19 protein-coding genes are annotated in these 21,128 nt (G+C 35.4%); 12 read left to right on the forward strand and 7 right to left on the reverse strand.

The window, feature by feature from the left end; translation table 11 throughout:
* Positions 1-33: 33 nt before the first annotated feature.
* The 3 genes from ACRD64_RS00060 to ACRD64_RS00070 are packed head-to-tail and all read right to left on the reverse strand — an operon-like array spanning position 34 to position 1,883.
* Positions 34-798, reverse strand: a complete 765-nt coding sequence (locus tag ACRD64_RS00060; protein WP_430931097.1) for a peroxiredoxin-like family protein — start codon at positions 796-798, stop codon at positions 34-36.
* 12 nt (positions 799-810) lie between these two features.
* Positions 811-1,266, reverse strand: coding sequence for a hypothetical protein (locus ACRD64_RS00065; RefSeq protein WP_430931098.1), 456 nt, complete (start codon positions 1,264-1,266; stop codon positions 811-813).
* Between the two features lie 53 nt (positions 1,267-1,319).
* The gene (locus ACRD64_RS00070) at positions 1,320-1,883 is read right to left on the reverse strand and encodes a TetR/AcrR family transcriptional regulator (protein ID WP_430931099.1); all 564 of its coding nucleotides are present in this window, start codon (positions 1,881-1,883) and stop codon (positions 1,320-1,322) included.
* Positions 1,884-2,086: 203 nt separating this feature from the next.
* Here ACRD64_RS00070 and ACRD64_RS00075 point away from each other — a divergent pair, with 203 nt between their 5' ends.
* Genes ACRD64_RS00075 through corA form a run of 7 tightly spaced genes read left to right on the forward strand, consistent with a single transcriptional unit; the run spans position 2,087 to position 8,959 of the window.
* Positions 2,087-3,619, forward strand: coding sequence for a GNAT family N-acetyltransferase (locus tag ACRD64_RS00075; RefSeq protein WP_430931100.1), 1,533 nt, complete (start codon positions 2,087-2,089; stop codon positions 3,617-3,619).
* A gap of 15 nt (positions 3,620-3,634) precedes the next feature.
* Complete coding sequence (locus ACRD64_RS00080) at positions 3,635-5,110, forward strand: arginine decarboxylase (RefSeq protein ID WP_430931101.1); 1,476 nt, start codon at positions 3,635-3,637, stop codon at positions 5,108-5,110.
* Positions 5,110-5,964 (forward strand): agmatinase, encoded by an 855-nt coding sequence (gene speB / locus ACRD64_RS00085; protein ID WP_430931102.1) that lies wholly within the window; start codon positions 5,110-5,112, stop codon positions 5,962-5,964. Before ACRD64_RS00080 ends, speB begins: the two co-directional genes overlap by 1 nt.
* Complete coding sequence (locus ACRD64_RS00090; RefSeq protein WP_430931103.1) at positions 5,954-6,931, forward strand: deoxyhypusine synthase family protein; 978 nt, start codon at positions 5,954-5,956, stop codon at positions 6,929-6,931. Before speB ends, ACRD64_RS00090 begins: the two co-directional genes overlap by 11 nt.
* Before the next feature lie 3 nt (positions 6,932-6,934).
* Complete coding sequence (locus ACRD64_RS00095; protein ID WP_430931104.1) at positions 6,935-7,276, forward strand: hypothetical protein; 342 nt, start codon at positions 6,935-6,937, stop codon at positions 7,274-7,276.
* 15 nt (positions 7,277-7,291) lie between these two features.
* Positions 7,292-7,873, forward strand: coding sequence for a glutamine amidotransferase-related protein (locus ACRD64_RS00100; protein WP_430931105.1), 582 nt, complete (start codon positions 7,292-7,294; stop codon positions 7,871-7,873).
* Between the two features lie 18 nt (positions 7,874-7,891).
* A complete protein-coding gene (gene corA, locus ACRD64_RS00105) occupies positions 7,892-8,959 on the forward strand; it encodes a magnesium/cobalt transporter CorA (protein WP_430931106.1) in 1,068 nt (355 codons plus the stop codon).
* Here the strand turns inward: corA and ACRD64_RS00110 are convergent.
* On the reverse strand, positions 8,956-9,654 hold the full coding sequence (locus tag ACRD64_RS00110; protein WP_430931107.1) for a hypothetical protein: 699 nt from the start codon (positions 9,652-9,654) through the stop codon (positions 8,956-8,958). The two genes, corA and ACRD64_RS00110, sit on opposite strands and share 4 nt — an antisense overlap.
* 10 nt (positions 9,655-9,664) lie before the next feature.
* Positions 9,665-14,671: a hypothetical protein gene (locus tag ACRD64_RS00115; RefSeq protein ID WP_430931108.1), complete on the reverse strand. Its 5,007-nt coding sequence runs from the start codon at positions 14,669-14,671 to the stop codon at positions 9,665-9,667.
* A 569-nt stretch (positions 14,672-15,240) separates the two neighbouring features.
* Between ACRD64_RS00115 and ACRD64_RS00120 the strand changes: the two genes are divergently transcribed.
* From ACRD64_RS00120 to ACRD64_RS00140, 5 genes are all read left to right on the forward strand, one after another.
* Positions 15,241-16,116 carry a hypothetical protein gene (locus ACRD64_RS00120; protein ID WP_430931109.1) on the forward strand — a complete coding sequence of 292 codons (876 nt, stop codon included), beginning with the start codon at positions 15,241-15,243 and terminating at the stop codon, positions 16,114-16,116.
* Positions 16,117-16,119: 3 nt separating this feature from the next.
* The gene (gene ppk2, locus ACRD64_RS00125) at positions 16,120-16,857 is read left to right on the forward strand and encodes a polyphosphate kinase 2 (RefSeq protein WP_430931110.1); all 738 of its coding nucleotides are present in this window, start codon (positions 16,120-16,122) and stop codon (positions 16,855-16,857) included.
* Between the two features lie 521 nt (positions 16,858-17,378).
* Positions 17,379-17,948 (forward strand): RNA polymerase sigma factor, encoded by a 570-nt coding sequence (locus ACRD64_RS00130; RefSeq protein WP_430931111.1) that lies wholly within the window; start codon positions 17,379-17,381, stop codon positions 17,946-17,948.
* 33 nt (positions 17,949-17,981) lie between these two features.
* Positions 17,982-18,524 carry a hypothetical protein gene (locus ACRD64_RS00135; RefSeq protein WP_430931112.1) on the forward strand — a complete coding sequence of 181 codons (543 nt, stop codon included), beginning with the start codon at positions 17,982-17,984 and terminating at the stop codon, positions 18,522-18,524.
* Between the two features lie 127 nt (positions 18,525-18,651).
* Positions 18,652-19,080, forward strand: coding sequence for an Hsp20/alpha crystallin family protein (locus ACRD64_RS00140; protein ID WP_430931113.1), 429 nt, complete (start codon positions 18,652-18,654; stop codon positions 19,078-19,080).
* Positions 19,081-19,195: 115 nt separating this feature from the next.
* Here the strand turns inward: ACRD64_RS00140 and ACRD64_RS00145 are convergent, their stop codons facing one another.
* Together ACRD64_RS00145 and ACRD64_RS00150 are read right to left on the reverse strand one after the other, a co-directional pair.
* Positions 19,196-19,843, reverse strand: a complete 648-nt coding sequence (locus tag ACRD64_RS00145; RefSeq protein WP_430931114.1) for a response regulator — start codon at positions 19,841-19,843, stop codon at positions 19,196-19,198.
* Positions 19,843-20,568: a sensor histidine kinase gene (locus ACRD64_RS00150; RefSeq protein ID WP_430931115.1), complete on the reverse strand. Its 726-nt coding sequence runs from the start codon at positions 20,566-20,568 to the stop codon at positions 19,843-19,845. Before ACRD64_RS00150 ends, ACRD64_RS00145 begins: the two co-directional genes overlap by 1 nt.
* Positions 20,569-21,128: the final 560 nt, after the last annotated feature.

Raw genomic sequence — 21,128 nt, forward strand, 5'->3', positions numbered from 1 at the left:
ATGGTACACCTAAGGGATTATTTATGGCCTATATTACTTCTGCTTCATTTTCTTTAAAAAAGCAGTGATTTCCGCAGGCTCTGCACGATTTCTGTAATCGCTGTCTAAAAATGCATATACTATTTCCCCATCGGTATTAATAATATAAGTGGCCGCTAATGGTAGTTCGTTTGAATCATCCCCATTGTATGCGTTTAGATCAAATTTTTCATTATATATTTTGGCTACATCATCGGTTAATTTAAAAACCACACCATAGTCTTTTGCTACTTTATTACCCATGTCACTCAACACCTCAAAAGCTAAATCATGTTTTTCGCTAGTGCTAATAGATTGGTCAGGAATTTCTGGCGTTAGCGCAACTAAATTAGCGCCTTGCGCTTTAATATTGGGTAATTCTTGCTGTAAAAACTGTAAATTGATATTGCAGTAAGGACACCACCCCCCTCTGTACCAAACCAAAACAACAGGTCCTTTTTGCAAATAATCCTGCAATGACACTGCTTTTCCCAGTGCATTTTTTAAGGTAAAACCTGGGGCTGAATCTCCTACATTTTTAGCAGATTTTAATATGCCACTTTCCTTTACTGCTTCTAATCCTTCTTTATAAATTTGTTTCGTTTTTTCGTCGGCCTTTTTACCAAAACTTATTTTACGCTCTTCCAATACTTGGGATTGTGCAATGCTTACTTCCATAGGTTCTTCTTTAATTATAGATGATTTTTTGCCGTTTTTTACATCACAGGCATTCATTACGCTTAATAACATACAAATACTTAAAATATTTATAATCTTCATAATTCATGTGTTTTATTGAGTGACTACTATTGATTGATTTGCTTTTCTATTAATAATATATGCATTGAGAATTGAAAAGAATATGATACCTATGGCAATATATACCAAAGGCCATTTAGGCTGAATACGCAAAAAGAATTCTGCCAACAAAGCACCTACCATGGTAATAAAACCAAATGTATTGGCAAAGACACTCAATTTATAGTAACTCAATGGCGAGAAAAAATATTTCTTACCCATAAATAAAGTATAAAGAGCAGTGGCCATGTATGATAAGCACAAAATTGAAATTTGGACGCCTGTAATTAACCTAAAAAAAGTAGGATTTATGCTTAATGGTTTTGCCATTTCGATAAACGCATTGACTGAAACTTCCCAACCTGCTAATTTGGAAATGGAAAATCGAATTAATACAATACTCATTAGTAAACTACTTACTCCAACTACTATTTTTTCTATTTTATTCATGGTATTACATTTTATTGTTTCTAAACGATTAGTTAGTTATTGTTTAAATTTTTTTAAATATTCTTAAATATGTGACTTATATAGTTCTTTAATTGTGTGTAAGTAAATATTTTGGTAGCCGAAGAAAATCCGAACATGGCGATAAACAAATAATCTGCTTTTTCTTGCACTTCTTCTTCGCTATAAGTAATATTTTCCCTTAATTTTTCGGCAAAAACATCTCTTATTCCAGTGGTATAATAATTTAATAACTGTTGAATTTCCATATTGTTTTCTACTATACATTCATTGGCCGTATTAGTAATAAGACAACCTTTTTGCAAATCACTTTCTTTCGAGAAATTGATAAAATCGTAAAAATATTGTTGTATAGCTTTCACACCACCTGGTGTGTTTTGTAATTTTTCTACAATGGAATTTAGTTTTTGGGCATAACATTTTATGCTTTCTTGCAATAAGCCACTTTTACTACCAAAACTAGAATAAATAGAAAATTTGTTAATCCCCATTTCTTTCTCTAATTGTTGCATAGAAGTAGCTTCATAACCATTTTTCCAGAAAAGATTCATAGCCCTTTCCAGCACCTCTTGTTCGTTATATGCTTTATATCTTGGCATTTGCTTCAAATTATTTGACAAATCTAAACATTTGGTTAGATATAAACTGTTAATAAATTGTTAATGTTTACAAACAAACCTCATGGAGTCAATAATCATTATATTTGAATTGTTTGAAAAAAGATAATTTATTGTGTTACCATTTTTTTTTTTCTAGTCTAAAAAATAAAATTTTAATTTAGAATTTGTTTGGATTTGAGAAAATGGAAAATGAAATAAGCAATGTTCAGCTTAGTTACTTAAATATTAATGATTACGCCGAACTCAAAGAGGTCATGATTAGTTCGTATCATGCCTTAGATAACGCGTATTGGGCGCCGGAAAAAATTGAAAAACTTATCGATATATTTCCGGAGGGACAAGTAGTCATTAAGGTAAACGAAGAAATTGCAGGTTGTGCACTAAGCATAATTGTAAACTCTTCCGATTTAGAAGGCCACCATACCTATGGTGAAATAACCAGTAATTACACTTTTGATACGCATTCGGATGATGGAGATATTCTGTATGGAATTGATGTATTTGTAAAGCCCGAATTCAGAGGTTTAAGGTTAGGCAGAAGATTATATGATTATAGAAAAGAACTTTGCGAAAGGCTCAATCTTAGAGGTATTTTGTTTGGAGGCAGAATTCCAAATTACCATAAATATTCAAAGGAAATTACGCCCCGGCAATATATTGAAAAAGTAAAGGCAAAGGAGATAAACGATCCGGTTTTGAACTTTCAAATATCAAACGATTTTCATCCCGTAAGAATTTTAAAAAACTATTTGGAAGGCGATGTTGAATCGGAGGAGTATGCAGTGCTATTGAGGTGGGATAACGTGTTTTTTGAAAAACCGAAAACCAAAGCAGCATCTATTAAAAAGATAGTGCGGATTGGAGTTGTTCAATGGCAAATGAGGCCCTATAAAACATCACAGGAGTTGTTGCAACAGGTTGAATATTTTGTAGATGCTTTAAGCGGTTACAAAAGTGACTTTGCCTTGTTTCCCGAGTTTTTTAATGCACCTCTTATGGCTGCATATAATCATCTCAGCGAACCGGATGCCATTAGGGAATTGTCTAAATATACCGAAGAAGTTATACAAGCTATGTCCAAACTGGCTATCAGTTATAACATCAACATTATTACCGGAAGCATGCCCGAACTGGTGGACAACAGCCTTTTTAATGTAGGTTATTTGTGCAGAAGAGATGGTAGCATTGAGCGATTTGAAAAACTACATGTTACACCCGACGAAAGAAAAGTATGGGCATTACAAGGGGGCAGTGAAGTAAAAACGTTCAATACGGATTGCGGTAAAATAGGAATTCTTATTTGCTATGACATAGAGTTTCCCGAACTATCGAGATTGCTGGCAGATGACGGAATGGAAGTTTTGTTTGTGCCCTTTTTAACAGATACACAAAACGGATACTCCAGGGTAAGAAATTGCGCCCAGGCCAGGGCCATAGAAAATGAGTGTTATGTGGTTATTGCAGGTAGTGTGGGTAACCTGCCTAATGTTCACAACATGGATATTCAGTATGCACAGTCAATGGTATTTACGCCATGTGATTTTCAGTTTCCAACCAACGGAATTAAAGCGGAAGCAACACCGAATACCGAAATGATATTAATTGCGGATGTAGACCTGGATTTATTAAGAGATTTAAGAAACCATGGAAGTGTTAAAAACATGGCGGATAGAAGAAAAGACATTTATAATTTAAAACGAATTAATCAACATTGATGCTATTTACGTAAAATGAAAAATTCATACTTCGACCTAATTGAGCAAAGCTATTACTTTCCGCAAGAAGGATTTGACCTAAGAAATGATTACCTGACTTTTCATGGGGTATCGCTTAAATATCTAATTGAGCAATATGGCACACCTTTTAGGTTTATTTATTTACCCAAAATTGGAGACCAAATTAAAAAGGCCAGAAACCTCTTTAACAGGGCCATAAAAAACAACGGATATAAAGGCTCTTATAACTATTGTTATTGTACCAAGTGCAATCACTTTTATCATGTGGTAAATGAAGCATTAAAGCACAATGTAAACCTTGAAACCTCATCTTCTTATGACATTGATTTGATTTTACATCTATATAAGGAAAAGAAAATTGATAAGAATCGCACCATCGTTCACAACGGTTACAAAACGGAAGAATATTTAACCAAGATTATCCAACTTCAGCAAGCTGGCTTTCACAATTCAATTTTAATACTGGATAGCGAAAGAGAATTGCATAGGTTGAAAATGTTTAACCTTAACCATAAGGTTAAAATTGGTATGCGAATGGCTATCAATGAGGAAATACAGTCGGCATACTATACCTCCAGGTTGGGCATACCTAGTGGTGAGTTTAAAAAATTTTACAAGAAACATATTCATAACAATGCTAAAGTTGAACTGAAGATGCTCCATTTTTTCGTGGATTCAGGCATCAAAGATACGCTGTATTACTGGGGCGAATTTCAAAGAGCTTTAGGTGTGTATTCCGAGTTAAAAAAGGAGTGCGAAACATTAAATTCAATCAATCTGGGAGGAGGATTTCCAATTCGCAACCATCTGGGCTTTGAGTATAATTATGAGTACATGATTAACGAAATTATTAAAAACATTAAAGAAGCTTGTATTAAGGATAATATACCGGAACCGGATATTTATACCGAATTTGGCAAATATACGGTGGGAGAATCAGGAGCGATCATATTTGAGGTTCTGGAGCAAAAACAACAAAATGATACGGAAATCTGGTATATCATCAATAACAGCCTGATGAACACTATACCGGATGCCTGGTCAATCCACGAAAAATTCATTTTGCTTCCCTTAAATAAGTGGGATAATGAATATCAGCGGATAAATATTGGCGGTATTAGTTGCGACCATTCAGATTATTACAATTCGGAAGATTTGAACCAGGAGATATTGCTTCCTAAGTATAAGGAAACCGACAAGGAACCTCTTTACCTTGGTTTTTTTCACACAGGTGCTTATCAGGATTCAATTAGTGGATATGGAGGTATAAAACATTGTCTAATCCCTTCACCTAAACATGTCATCATCGACAGGGATGAAAAGGGTAACTTTAAGCACTATGTTTACAGAGAAGAACAGTCTGCTGATGAAATGTTTAAAATACTGGGATACAACACAAAAGAACATTCAACAAATCCGGTGCCCAATGTAGAAATAAATAATATGCGATTGCAAAAGGAGGTGAATTAATGAAACCGTTTGGAGGTATTGAACAAGAGTACACACTGTTTTCTAAAGCCAATATACTGCTACAGTCAATCCCATATGATGGAACAAGTACCTGGGGAAAAGGAGCGGATAAAGGTTTTGAAGCTTTCATGGAGGCATGCGAAAACATGGAACTTTATGATATAGAGACAAACTCTGAAGTATTCAAAAAAGGGATTCATATCCTACCTGGGATTTTAGCAGAAGAGACACCAGAAAAGATGTTTGATGGCATTTATAGATCCACAAAAAAGTTATTGGAACTTAACAAATTCTTGACCTTTTTTGGAGGCGAGCACTCTATTAGTATTGGAATAATTAAAGCATTTACAGAGGCTTATTCAGATTTAACCGTAGTGCAACTGGACGCCCATGCCGATTTGCGCGATCGGTACGAAGGCTCAAAATATAATCATGCCTGTGCATTACACCAAGCCTCGTTAAACACAAATCTGATTCAAATAGGCATCAGAAGTATGGATGTTTCTGAAACGAAATATTTTAAAAAAGATAACGCATTCCTGGCTCAGGATATCGCGGGAAAGAATGATTGGATTAAGCAAGCCATTGATAAGATGACAGATAAAGTCTATCTAACCATTGACCTGGATGTTTTTGACCCATCCATCATGCCATCAACAGGAACTCCGGAACCCGGTGGTTTAGGATGGTATGAAACCTTAACATTATTAAAAGAATTATTTAAAGCCAAAAAAGTATTGGGGTTTGATATTGTAGAGTTAGCACCTATAACGGATTTAAAAGCCCCAAACTTTTTGGCTGCCAAATTATATTACAAACTCCTGTCATATAAATTCAAATACAATGAACAATAAAGGGCCCATATCAAATTTTATGCTTGAGCACTATAAGCATTTCAATGCTGCCAGCATAGTTGATGCGGCACAAGAATATGAAAAACAATTGGCCCAAGGAAATAAAATGATGATTACCCTGGCCGGCGCTATGAGTACAGCCGAGATGGGAAAATCTTTGGCCGAAATGATCAGGCAGGATAAAGTGCATATCATATCATGCACGGGTGCCAACCTCGAAGAGGATATCATGAATCTGGTAGCCCATAAATCATATAAAAGGATTCCCGGATACAGAGATTTATCCCCCGAGGATGAGTGGGGGTTATTGGAAGATGGATTCAATCGGGTTACGGATACCTGTATTCCCGAAGAGGAGGCTTTCAGACGATTACAACAACATATTTATGAACTTTGGGATAAAGCACAAAACAATGAGAAAAGATATTTCCCGCATGAGTATATGTACCAATTGCTATTGTCCGGCGTGCTGGAAAATTACTACGAAATAGACCCCAAGCATAGTTGGATGCTTGCCGCGGCAGAAAAAAACCTTCCGATAGTGGTTCCCGGGTGGGAAGATTCTACCATGGGCAATATTTTCGCTTCGTATTGCATTAAGGGAGTTCTTCATCCATCTATAGTTAAGTCAGGAATAGAATATATGACATGGCTGGCTAATTGGTACAAGGAGAATACAATAAAAGGTAAAATAGGCTTTTTTCAAATTGGCGGTGGCATAGCAGGTGATTTTCCAATATGCGTGGTGCCCATGTTATCGCAAGATCTGAACGAAACCAGTATACCTTTTTGGGGCTATTTCTGTCAGATTTCAGATTCAACCACGAGTTATGGATCATATTCCGGTGCAATCCCCAACGAAAAAATAACCTGGGGGAAGCTTAGTACTGATACTCCCAAATTTATCATCGAATCGGATGCAACCATTGTTGCTCCTTTAGTGTTTGCATACTTATTAAACTGGTAAGCCATGAACAAATTCAATGCACAAAACAAAAAAAGAACTATTGTCGATTACCACAAGTTGCCAGTGGACTTGAAAGAACAACTCAAACTGGTAAACAGCGATGGGCTTCATGACGACATAATCACCTATAAGGATTCAAAGGGCCATCAAATATCGGCCCTTAGGTTGGAAACAGACGATGTTGTTTATATGGTACGAATGTCGAAAGAACTTGCTTTCCAGATCATGGACGAAGATGATGATTTTAATGATGATTACAGCTTAAAATCGGGCAAAATGAAGAAATACATAGACAAACATGGTGATATTGACTATATTAGTGAAGACAAGAACAACTCAAAATAAAAATAACCAATTGCGATGTTATTAATTATCGATAATCAAAGTGCATTTATTAAAAAGTTTAAAAGGCAATATTTGTCGGAGCAGGATTTTGATTATGTGTTTTTTGATCATAATCAACCGATCACCTTGTCTGCAAAAAGCAAGATAAAGGGAATCATTTTATCCGGAGGTAAGGGAAACCCGTACGAACCCTTAAACCTGACCTCTAACTTTGTGGCCATGCTTAATTTTAATGTCCCTATCCTGGGGTTTTGTTTAGGGCATGAAATAATTGCGGTAGCCAACAGAGGCCGGATAAAAAAACTACCTGATTATCATGCCAGAAAGGAGATAATCACCATCACTAAACCGGAAGACCCAATTTTTGAAGGTTTAGATAAAACAGAAGTGTCTTTGGTCAAAAGACATTCTTTTTACGTGTCTGAATTGCCGGATTCTTTCGAAAGCCTGGGCACCTCAGATACTTGTACAACCGAAATCATAAAGCATAAAAATAAACCGGTTTATGGTTTTCAGTCACACCCCGAAGTTTCAGGCGAAGATGGATTATTGATGGTGCGTAATTTCCTGAAAATATGTGGTGTCATTCAACAGTAACTTTTAAATACTGATCAAATGGCTCGTTTTCTAAAAAGTAACAAAGAACATATTGGCCTTTCTCCTGATCGCATTATGTTTAGGGGCGAGAAAAAGATAGACGATACGGTCATTCATTTAATCAGCTATGATGAAAAATCATTAATAGAAATTGAGGTGGATGACTTGGCAGATCTATACAGGTATGATTTAGAAAACGTTAATTCCTGGATTAATATTTACGGTCTTCACAATGAACAGATCATGCAAAACGTTTCTAACTATCTGAATATTGATCCCGTAATTATATCTGAAGTCTTAAATACACATAGCAGGCCAAGGGTCATTGAATATGAAGACTGTTTGTATGTCTCCGCCAAGATGGCTAGCCTGGCAAATAACGAAGCCGATAAAGTAAGCACCGAGAATATCGTATTTCTACTTAAAAACAAGCAATTAATCACGTTTCAGGAACGAAAAGGCGACGTGTTTACTCCTGTTCGGGAACGATTAAAAAACACCAGGAAAAAGTTACGGCTATTGGGTTCTGATTATTTAATGTATGCACTTATTGACATTATTATTGATAATTACACCTACATTATCAGTAAAATTGGCGAAAAAGTGGAAAACCTGGATGAAAAACTATTACATGTTACGGATAAATCCATCCTGATGGAAATCAATTTCTACAAAAGCGAAATGATTTACTTACATAAGTCCATTGCACCCTGTAAAGAAATGATATTTAACCTTATAAAACTGGAGTGCGAATATATTAACGATAATAATATAATGTTTTTCAAGGAATTACAGAGCAATATTAACCATGCGGTAGATTCGCTCAACAACTACAAGGAAATTCTTAGTAACCAATTGAATATATACCATACCCAGGTAAGCAGCAGGTTAAATGATATCATGAAATTTCTGACTATTTTTTCCGTTATTTTTATTCCGCTCACGTTTATTGCCGGTATCTATGGAACTAATTTTGAATTTATTCCGGAATTAAAGTTTAAGTATGGATATCCGATGATGTTATTGGTGATGCTTTTAATTGTTGGGGGAATGTTGATTTATTTTAAAAAAAGAAAATGGATTTAAAGCCCGAAATATTTAACCAGCATTTTTTTTATGTTTTCCGCATAAGACTCGCTTATAGTAAATATGTCGGCCTTTAGGTCGACTTTTCCATTCTCTATCTTCTCTATTTCAACGATTGGTTCATATCCAGCGGCAACCCAAGCCGTATTTAATATCTGTAATCTTAAATCAGAAACTATATCATTTATATTTTCGCTTTCTTCAAACGAAAATGACAGTTTTACTTTGGTAAGCCTTTGGTGGGTGCTTTGTGATTTAATTACATGGGAGCGAATTGCACTGTATGAAATGGAATTGGCATCTCCCTGTTTGTCCACAACATCTAACCTAAAATGTCCTGCTCTGATAATATTACCCTTAACATCCTCTAAATCAATATAATCTCCTTCGTTAATCTTATTTTGCGATTTAAGATTAATGCCGACAATAAAATCCTTTAGTAAAGCGATAGAGGGGATAGTAAATATAACAAGTAGAACAGAAACCGCTATCAGCATAAAGTTGTTACCTGAAGAGTAAACCTCGGCAAAAAACCATAAAACAAGGCCGATCCAGCTTAATAACTCTGCGATGGGCAAAACATAAAATAGGAAATGCCTAAAACGGCTTGTCAATGGCAGTTTGCTTTTTATATAGTTTATTAACCTGAAAACAAAAAATAGAAATATTGCAATCGCAACAATGGTAAGTATCATGATTCTGATTTTAAATTAATTCAAAAGTTTTACAACAATAAACCAAATAGGGCTCAATATTTCGGTCTAGCATAAATATTTGCGAGTCTTTTTCAACGATAACACCTGCGTTTTTCATCCCATGTATTAAATTGTTGGCCACCTCCATTTTGTAATTCGTTAAACGGACAAGTTTTTTTATATCAATATGTTTATGTTGAATAAACAAGGAAATTACCAGAAGCCACTCCTTCTGCAAATAACATAAAGGATCGGAATTATATTTCGCCGGTTTCCTGATAGAAATCGTGTCCTTCTCAAACTTGACAATATTTGCTTTCCAAATATTCATCGCAATGCCAGGTATTCCGCCCGATAAATAAAAGTATTGGTTAAACAATAAGGAAAACTTTAATTGCGAAATGGCATCTTCGGTTTTACCTTGATAACTTAAAGTTATTCCACTTGATTTGTGTCTGTTTAAAATAAGATGTTGCAGTTCTTTCGCATTAAAAGGTTCACAATCTACCAATTCAAGCACATGGTTTGAAATATGGTAAATGCTATTGATTACCTTGAATGAATTTGAATCGCAATTCAAAATAAAAAATATTCTATTGCCGTACCACTTGATCAATTCTATTAACTTTAAAATAACATCTCCTCCACCGGGTCGCCGTTCCCACCATAAATCGAGATTGTTAATGACGACTGCGCTTTCGTAAGGCATATTCCTGCAGATACTATCCAAATCGCTTAAATTCGCGATTTCCTTTTGAAACTTTTTCAGCAAGTCATTTGGATCTGCGGAGCCGGAAACGGGCGGATCAATCCAGAATCCATTGTTCTTTTTGAATAAAACTCTCAACGCATGCCTAGACAAGGTGGTTTTTCCAGCACCATGCACTCCTTTAATAACCAAAGCACCTCCTATCCCGTTTTTATGACGTAGTAAAGCATTTTTTACAATTTTAATTTCCCGATCCCTTGGAATCCAAAAATCATTGTTAATAGTTGAGCCACTGCTCATCAGGTTTCTATAAAATACCGGAACCGAGTTATAAATATTTTTAATGGGACTGATATCTTCGATAAAATCAAGAAGCTGTCCGTTGCTAATTTCAGCCGCTTTTTGTTCTTCTATGTATTTTTTAGAAATAAGCAGGCTGGCATTAGTACTATTTATTACATAAATGATGGCATTGTTAATATTTTCCTTAAATTTTGTAAGTTGCCCCCGCAAACTTGAAACAATCTTTTTACTTGGCCTTTGTTCCTTCTTCTCCCCTTTTCCTTCCTCGATAATGGCATGGTAAAATAGCTTGGAGAACGAGTTGTGCAGATAGTTGATGGATTTACCGTTTATCTTGTTCAGCTCCAACTCAATTTTTTTCTTTTCTCCTTCTACCTGCGATATCACCTTTTTATAAAAGGCCTTGTCTATTGTATCATTCGGTGCTCCTTCGGTTTCTGTATTCTCAATGTTATTAATATGAAAGACGAATAAACTGCATGCTTCTTTAATTTCGATAATGGCATAATCCACCACTTTGTTCAGTTTTTCGACATCCCGGTAGTAAGGTTCGCGGAACAACGTGTCCGTGTAGTTTGCAGCCAATTTGTTTGGGTACACCACGCGTTCCGTATAAGCCAACAAACGTATCGGTTCCGAATCTTTGGAAATATGTTCGGGAACACTCATTTCTTCCGGCAATTTCTCAATATTTCCGATTACCTTTTGAATCAGCTCATTTACAATTGCGATGAGTTCAATTTTATCCTCCAGATCTGGCAACTTAACCTTAAGAGACTGATTCACACTAAATTGATTCACAATATCCAAAATATCTTGTGCCGGTTTCAAAATAATATCAGAAACATGATTATAGATTTTGTCATTCCCTGCTGTTATGATATTGTCGGCTATGTCCTTTTGAGCTAAGATATTCATATCCAACAAAAGCGTATTGTTTAATAAATTTGCACCTTTACCCCACTCCTCTGAAAAGGACTTTAACAGCTCAATATTGACAGGATTCTTTACGCTCTTGTGTTTATTGGATTGAGCGATACGTTCAATATGTTGTGTGTCGCTTGCCAAACTACAAGTCACCTCACGAAAGGCAACCATCAGACTATTTCTTGAGTTATTTTTTAACGCATTTAATTTTTGTGCAATCTCGCTTGTTTTTTCTATTTGTAAGTCAATGTCCACAAATATATTATCCTTGTCAATGTTATTTACAAAAGTGAGTTTCTGATAGGAATCATTAATACCCATAATGCTTTTTCGGATATCCATTAAAAAGCCCAACGTCCCTTCTTCAATATTTTCAACCAATGATTTTAAATTAACAAACACGTGTTTGTCAATATGGTAATTCAGGTTTTTGCGAAATTGATATTTTATATTTTTCTCTTTGTTTTTCTTTTCTAAAAAGAATGGGATCAAAATGGTTTCCGGTGATTCAAAAACATGGTTGCCTAATTCGGAAATCAAAAGTTGAATGCCATTTTGTAATATTTTTCCGGCTTCACTTAAATACTCCTTATTTTGTGTATCAACAATTGAAGTCATTTTCCTAAGGTATTGTTGATGGTTTCTGGCAACAGCCTTTTGGAATTCGATTTTACTATACTGAAATACCTCTTTTTTGAGCATGGCAATATTTTGCACGGAAACTTCTTGAATTTTACCCAGAATTAATGCCAACTGTTCTACGGTTGAATCAAAAGCGGTGTCCACAAATTTTTCCCCCATCGAGCACAATTTATGATCAAGCTTTTCAAGTCGGCTTCTAACAACAGCGTTCTCCATTGAGGGAAGTGCAGGCAAAGGCACCAGTTCTGATTTCGTTTCGGCAGTTTTAACCTTAACGACCTTTTTATCGATTAAATTTAACTCTTCAAACTCAAGCGATGGAAGAATTAACAGTGTACTTGCTGTAAGCTGGGTTATTCTGTTTATTTTATCAATGTACTCTTTAGATAAGTTAACATTGGAAGAAATGCCCAACATCAGCAAATCCGCAGCATTCGATTCCGAATGGATAATATCTTCCGTCGTTCTTGAACCAAAATCATCCGACAATATTTTAATATCGGCTTTTATACGTTTCTCGGATAGTAATGCCGATGTTTCTCTGAATATATTGTCGTGGATAGATGAGTCGCTGTTAATAATCAACAGCCTAACACCAGAGTCACGCCATTCAGCGGACGTTTGCAGGAATTTCAATAAATTTAACGCCAAACTTAAAAATCGCCCTTTGCCGTTCCACCATATATCTATGTTTTCCTTTTTCCCAAATCCGTTGTTCCTGTCATAATCTAAAAAAACGGTATTCATTTTTTTAGCTTTCAAGTTGTTCAAAACCCTCACTAAAAATTCTTTGTTTTCAACTTGTTTGCTCCAGCCCATTAGAACTGTATTGGGTTCGAAACCGCTAAATCCATATACGTTGGTCACTGTGCTTATCCCTTCCTCAATAGAACTGCAAGGTAAATCTCTGCGAAAATATTTTAGATTTTGATCTTTTTTCTCGTTTCCCCGTGTTAATGTGCGTACCGCATTAACATCCAGTCTCAAGTTGAAATCGGTCAGTGCTCCAAGCTTTCCGGAAAGATCCAGTCCTAACTCAACCAAATGCGGTCTGACTTTTTCTCCTCCACTGAACAATACAATATTGGGTCGCCAATTACGCGAATTATCTTTTTTTGCACTTAGTTTGAGTAGGGCCTGTTTTGCCATATTCGTCCAAAAACTGCTCCAGGCGTCGCCGCTTTCTAATATCAGCTCTTTCCGCTGCAGGTAGAAATAAAGTAGTCCTAATACGATAGTTGCGCCTGCCAAGGCCAAAAAATCGAGCAGAATCATAACAATAAAAGCGGCCAATGCCCCTATCACACTTACAAACCTTGGAATTTTAAATGCAGGCCTAAAATCTGAACTCGACCAGCTTTCAATGGCTGAGGCTAAATTCAGAAACGCATAGGTGGTAATAAAAAACATGGAAACAATACGGGCGATAACATCAAGTTCACCAATCAAAATACCTGCTTCCGCAATAACAAATGCCAGCAATAACGCATTGCGTGGCTCATTTGTTTTCCCGGTTCCTTTTGCTAAAAACCCGGGTGCTATTTTATCCATCGCAATTGCCTGAAGTATCCTGGGCGCCCCAAGAATGCTTCCCAATGCGGAAGAGAGCGTTGCCCCCCATATGCCCGCTATGACCAATGCCGGAACAAGTGAAATTTTAAATAATATTTGAGGATCGTTAACCAGGGCATTTGCATCGACCGTAAAGGCATAAAAAAAGGCCAAGCCAATGTATACAATAAAACCAATACCAACGGCCATCATTGCACCAACAGGCAGTGACTTGCTGGGGTTTTTAAGGTCTCCCGACATGGAAACACCAGCCTCAAAACCTGTTACCGCCGGAAAAAATATTCCAAACAAAACCATAAAAGGGGCAGCAGTGGCCAACGGCGCTATATTTATTTCGCTCGGGGCAAAATCGTGTTTCCCCAAAAATATAGACAGCAACGATAAACCGATTGCCGCCATAATGAAATACTGGGATTTAATAGCAAGCGATGTGCTGATAAATGTGATGGTTGTAACCGCAATCAAAACAATCGTTCCTGTTATTCTGATTGTTTGGATATTGTTGGTTAAACCCCAATATTGCAAGAAGCTTTCTGAAAAACCGATTAAGTAAAGACTAACACTAAAAGATAACCCAACAAACAAGGCCAAACCCAACGTGCCTCCAATCGGGAGCCCCAGGCTTCTGGAGATCATGAAATAAGTACCTCCGTTTTGAACTGGTTTATCCGTTGACAAGGAGGCTACACTTAAACTAGTGGTGATAGAAATAATGTGCGCCACAACAACAATTCCGATCGTATTTATTAAACCAGCCTGACCAATAATTGCAGGAAAGCGTAAATACATGATTACTCCAAGAATTGTTAAAATAGAGGGTGAAAATACTCCACCGAAAGTTCCAAACTTTTTAATTTTTCCCACAATCAGGTATGTTTTGTTAATCAATAAATCTAAAAAAGACCACTAAGTTAATATCTTAAAGGTACTATTTCTGAATCTTATTTCATTATTTCATTTGGCAATATCAAATTGATCGCCATTAAAATTTAATATATTGATATTGTCATGCCACACCCGTACCCTTCAATTTCCTATAGGGATCTGCGCCGATGGGCTCCTTTAGGAAAATAAGAGGTATGTGAGGTGTAATATTTTTAAATGCGTGCCTTACTTACAGTAGGTAAAACTATACTTAAATTCAAGCAACTATTCATGAATAAGTTAACCGAATTTATCAAACTTAAGTGGCACTGCTCCTATAATTTATAAATATTTATTTATAGTTAAAAAATTATTCTGTATCTTGAATACCACGACATTCATGATACTGTTAAATGTTGCTCTAATCTCTAGTAATTATGACTGGCACTCTAAATTTGGTCACAATACTTATTTATTGAGAACTACATTCTGATATTTTGAAAAAATGACCATTGGGATGTTACGTGACCTGCATAAGACATTTAGTCATAATATTAAAAAATGTTTATATGAAAATATTATTTCCTTTTGAACTAGATAACCCATTATACACCGATTGTTATGTGTATGCGGTTAAATTTGCGCGAAATTTAAATGCCGAACTGATATTGCTAAATGTTTTTGATATCGAATTGGATAATAATATCACCAAGGAAAAATATAACTCTTTAGTTAAAAACAATTGGCTTTGTGCTTATAACCAAATTACCAGGTTCAATAAATATTATATCGAACACCATGCTAAAACCGATAACGACCTAAAAATAAGGTTTGACCACAGATACGTGCACGGTGAATGGTTAAGTGAAATCAGAAAAATACTTAAGGAGGAAACCATTGACTTAGTGGCGTTACCTATATCAGAAGATGAGAAACAAAACAAGAAGCAATTTAAAATAATCAATGATGACATCTTTGAAAGAAACAATGCCTCGGTATTAGTTGTTCCGCAAAACTGTCCTTTTAAACCAATAGGTGAAATTGTATATGCAACCGATTTAAAAAAGTTAAATTATAACGAGCTATACATAAAAGATGTTTTATCGTATGCAAAAGCTTTCGATTCAAACATTCATTTTATACATATTACAAAATCGGAAACCGCTTTTTTCCCTCAAAGTATAGACGGGTATAAAACGATTATGAATGCGATTAAAAAAAACAGGAAACATGTATTTAAAAGTTTTCAGGGAAAAAATGTGATTGATGCAATAGAGGATTATATTTTAAAGAGCCAGGCGGGCTTGTTGGTAACCATAAAACATGAACGATTTTTTCTGGACACTATTTTCCACAAAAGTATAAGCGATGAATTATTGCTTAAGTCAACGATTCCTGTTTTAGTAATGCGAGAAAAGGACGATTTGCAAGATTTGAAAATATAAATTATGGTACACTACCACTCAATAGAAAACGATCCGGAATATATCAATCTGCAAACAGAATTGATTAAACTCCAGTATGATATTGTTGAAAATAGAAAACGATTACTCATCATATTCGAAGGGAGAGACAGTGCTGGAAAAGGAGGAGCCATTATGCGATTCATACGTTTCCTTAACCCCAGGTTTTACAGGGTAGTTGCGCTTAATAAACCAACTGAGATAGAAAGCGGGCAATGGTATTTCCAACGCTACATTGAAAAGTTACCTAACCCCGGAGAAATAGTTTTTTTCGATCGTAGCTGGTATAACAGAGCTGTTGTTGAACCGGTTATGGGTTTTTGTTCCGATGATCAGTATCAATTATTTTTAAAACAGGTTGTGATGCTCGAAAATATGTTGGTGGAAGATGGCTTGGCAATAGTAAAACTTTGGTTCTCCATCAATCCCGAAGAACAAAAAAAACGCCTCGACGAACGCAAGGTAAACCCACTGATTCAATGGAAACTAAGCACGGTTGATATGCAGGCACAACTGAAATGGAATGATTATACGCACTATAAAAAAGAAATGTTTAAGCACACCAGCACCGTTGAATCGCCCTGGGTAATCATAAAAGGCAATGATAAAGACGATGCAAGAAAGGAAGCCATAAGGCACGTATTAAATACAATGTCGTATAAAGAGAAAGGAATAACAAGTGAAAGGCTAACCCCGGACGATTCTATTGTATCTATCGTTTAATATGTCCAATATTCATATAATCCATAAACCGTTTTGTCATCCCAATAAAGTATAAACTTTATTTTAAGGATATATTAATTGGTGGAACCATAGGGGAATTGCTATTAATATTTACTTTTTTTTGTATGCCTTTCCCCATCCATAAATTACCTATTGTGAACCGTGTGCAGGGTTTCCTTAAGGCAGAAAAATAAGTGTGCTGCGGGAATAATGTTTTAAATACGAATTCACAGCAGATCTATTCTTTCTGCCAACTTTATTAAAAAGCGGCCAAAGAAATAAGCATGATAGATGGGAAGCATGTATCTTATAGGTCGTATGGACTACTCTTAACTATAGTTTATCTAACTATTACACTATCCCTTAAGCAAAAACTACGAGTTTCTCTTAGTTACTTATTCATAAATCTCTTAGATATTAAGAAATACAATGACCTAAAAATTACGCTTTTTGTCTCTATTATGCGCCTTGCAATACATATAAATTTACATAAACAATTTAACAGATTAATAAAGTAAAAAATGAAGAGGTCAGAGTATTCAAAACAATCAGATGAAGTATTAATCCAGGCTTACTATACCGGAGATAATAGCTGTATGGAACTTTTATATCATCGATATTATTTAAAAGTGTTTAACAAATGTTTATCATTTACCCAAAATACCGACGACGCTTTTGATTTGACACAAGATATTTTCATGAAGGCCTTTGCAAAAAAAAGTGCTTTTAAGGGAAACTCAAAATTCTCCACCTGGCTTTATGCCATAACATTTAATCATTGCGTTACAGCGCAAAAAAAACAGCAGAAAAGCAAAGTGGAACCTTTTGATTTAGTTACCCACTATATTCCCGATGATAGCGACCTGTCCTCCATTGAGGAGCGAAAAGAAAGAGAAGAAAGAGAGGTGGAATTGTACAAGGCTTTGGATGAAATACCGGAGCAGGACAAAAAGTTGTTGGAATTAAAATACAGAAATAATTACTCTGTAAAAGATATCCAGACTGAATTAAATATTTCAAAAAGTGCTATTAAAATGAGGTTGATGAGAGCACGCCAGAAAGTTGGTAAATACTACAGCAAGGCAATTTAATATATTTTTATATTGTCATTAATACGCAATGTCATGAAATCGAACATTTTATTTCCATTTAATCTGGAGAATTCAAATCTAGAATCACAAGGTATTGTAGTTGAATTAGCGAAAAATTTAAACGTTGACTTACGGCTGTTGGTTATTTTTCAAAACAATGACTTTCTCTACAACGAATACCTGAAACGCCCTAATTCGAAGGATGAATCTGCTAAAGCACTATTTAACAATCTAAAAAAGAAGTATCCCGATATCATTTTAGGTAACGAGAAACAAATTGGCTTTAAAAAAGGAACCGTAATAGATATTACCTTTGAAAATTTTGCAGAACAGCCAATGTTGAATAGATTAAATGAAGACTATTTGTGGGTTTTTGATTTTCATGATTTTATTTCAAATATAATACCCACCGGATTCATAAACCAGCTAAATAAACATAACCGCAAAGTGTGGGTTGTTACAAAAAACCGAAGTGGAATTTTAACCCAAACAAAACAAATTGTTGATCAATATAATGAAGATAACAGCACATTCGACCAAATGTATTGGGATGCTCTTCCATTAGATTTATTGTAATGAGGAATGATAAGCAATCGTTAAAATAACTCATTTTAGTATTAAAAAACAGGTGACCAATTGATTTTCTCATGTCTTAATTACGTAGCTTATTAAAAGATTTGTCTAACTCTTAATTTCAATGAAAATGATACCAAAACTTAGAGGCTCATCTATTTACCCTAGTTGGGTGGATGATTTATTTACCGGTTCTGTGTGGCAAAATCTTGATTCAAAAATGAATACTTCCATGCCCGCCGTGAACATCAAAGAGGATGATAACCAGTTTATTATTGAAGTAGCTGCTCCTGGCATGGACAAAAGTAATTTTAATGTAGATTTAAACCACAATGTTCTTACTATTTCAGCTAAGAAAGAAGAAGAAAGGGAGGATAAGCACACAAAAGTAACAAGAAGAGAGTTTAATTTTTCTTCTTTTCAGCGCTCTTTTACCTTACCAAATTTTGTGGTTGGCGAAAAAATTAAAGCAGCATATCACGATGGGATTTTAAATATCTCTATTCCTAAAAAAGAAGAAGTTAAAGCTAAACCTCCTAAAAAAATAGAAATCAATTGATTAAACCATCTGAAGCGCTGATGCTTCTGCTGCTTTAACAAAGGCATGTATTTACAATACATGAATGATTTGAGATTAGGTTTAAATGACCGGGAACAGAGGTTTTGTTTCCGGTTTAGTCTATTAATCCTTTGCTCAGTGCATATTTAACCAACCCCACATTATTCTTTATACCCAGCTTCTCAAGCAAGTTTCTTCTGTGTGTGTCCACAGTCCTAATGCTGATAAATAATTTATCAGCGATCTCCTGGTTAGAATATTCCTGGCTAATTAGTTTTAGTATTTCGATCTCCCTTTTCGATAGCGGGATATTTGTTTTTTTTAGTTTCTCGCTAAACGGATTCTGAATCTGTTTCATCAGGCTTAGAGAAACCTCTTTACTAAAATAACTATCACCTTTAGCCACACATTTTATCGCGGTTAGCAATTCGTCTTTACCTGCATTCTTTAAAATGTAACCTTTAGCTCCAGCCTCGAATGCCTGCATAATAAATTCAGGTAATCCTAACATTGATAATATTAAGATATTACTATTGGGGTTTTCCCGGGTTAGCTTTTCCGTCACTTCAATTCCGTTTGGGGTACCCATATCTATGTCCAGAACAATGACATCGAATTGGTTGGTAGCGGTTAAACTTAAAACTTCTTTCCCCGTAGATGCTTCTGCAATGGAATCTATCTCTTTTTCTTTACAAAGCAGGGATTTAATACCTTCCCTGAAAATCTTGTGATCGTCAGCGAGTAACATTTTTAGTTTCTCCATTATGAATTGCTTTTTACAGGAATTTCTATACTAACTACCGTGCCCTCCCCAATTTCCGAATCAAGGTTAAATTCTCCTTCCAGAAGTTTAACGCGGGTTTCTACATTGGTTAAGCCAATTCCGTGATGATCCGGTCTTAGCTTCATCTTATCGAATCCAACCCCATCATCTTCCACCATTAAAATAATACTGTCACTATGAAGAATAATTTGCACCAATATATGGCTTGCTTTAGCATACTTTATTGCATTATTCAATAGTTCTTGCGCACACCTAAAAATATTTAGTTCAATTTCGTCATCAAACCTTAATTCACTACCCATATTGGTATAAAACTCCACATTTACCTTTTTGGATTCATTAAGCTTAAAAATAAGGTTATGAAACGCAGAATATAGCCCGAATTCATCTAAAGTTCGCGGAACCAATTTATGCGATAACGAACGCAAGTCTTCTGATACTATGTCAATGGTTTCGTTAATGTTTTTTAATAACTCAGGCTGAGAAATGCTTTGGCTATCTATCTCCTCAACAATGGCATCAAAGCTAAATTTGATATAGGACATCAGTGGCCCTAAACCATCGTGAATCTCCCTTCCTATTCTTCTCCTCTCATTTTCCTGTCCCTCCAGAATGGCCTGGACGGATTCAACTTCAACATCTTCCGTTATATTAGTCCGCTCCGCAATAATGATGACCTCTTCATGTGATACAGATGCCTTCATAGTATCTTTAACATTTGGGGAAACATCAAACGAAAATGAAAATGATTTTAAACTTTTGGATCTGTATGTATTAACCTCATTTATTAGCTTTTGCAAGTAGACATTTGGGGGTGATATTTCATTGTTTTTACACTTAGCCCCTGTCATACGAAAAAAAGTTTCATTATAAAAAATCACCTTGTGATCCAACCCCAAAACTAAAACGCCTATAGGTAAAGAGTTTGCTAACCTATATTGCTGGTCAATCGTTAATGAGTGCCTGGTTGTATTCATTATTGTGCAAGAACTAAATTAATATAAAAATACAGTAAAAGAATGTGACCTACTGCATTTAATTGAGTCTAATTAATAAAAGTTTATTCTATTACATTTGGTATTTAACTTATAGCAATGTCGAAAACCATAAAACGCGAAATTATAAAGAAAAAGGTGAAGAACCCTCCCAGAAAGGAAAAAGGTTCGAAAACAAACCTCCGTTTTCACCTATTAAAAGAAGTTGAAGAGCAGTAGACTTCTTGTGTAGCCTATTTTCAGGCCAGTCCGGCATTAACGTGCATTAT

The organism is Saccharicrinis sp. 156 (assembly GCF_050589685.1).
In the GTDB taxonomy this organism is placed as follows: Bacteria; Bacteroidota; Bacteroidia; order Bacteroidales; family Marinilabiliaceae; genus Saccharicrinis.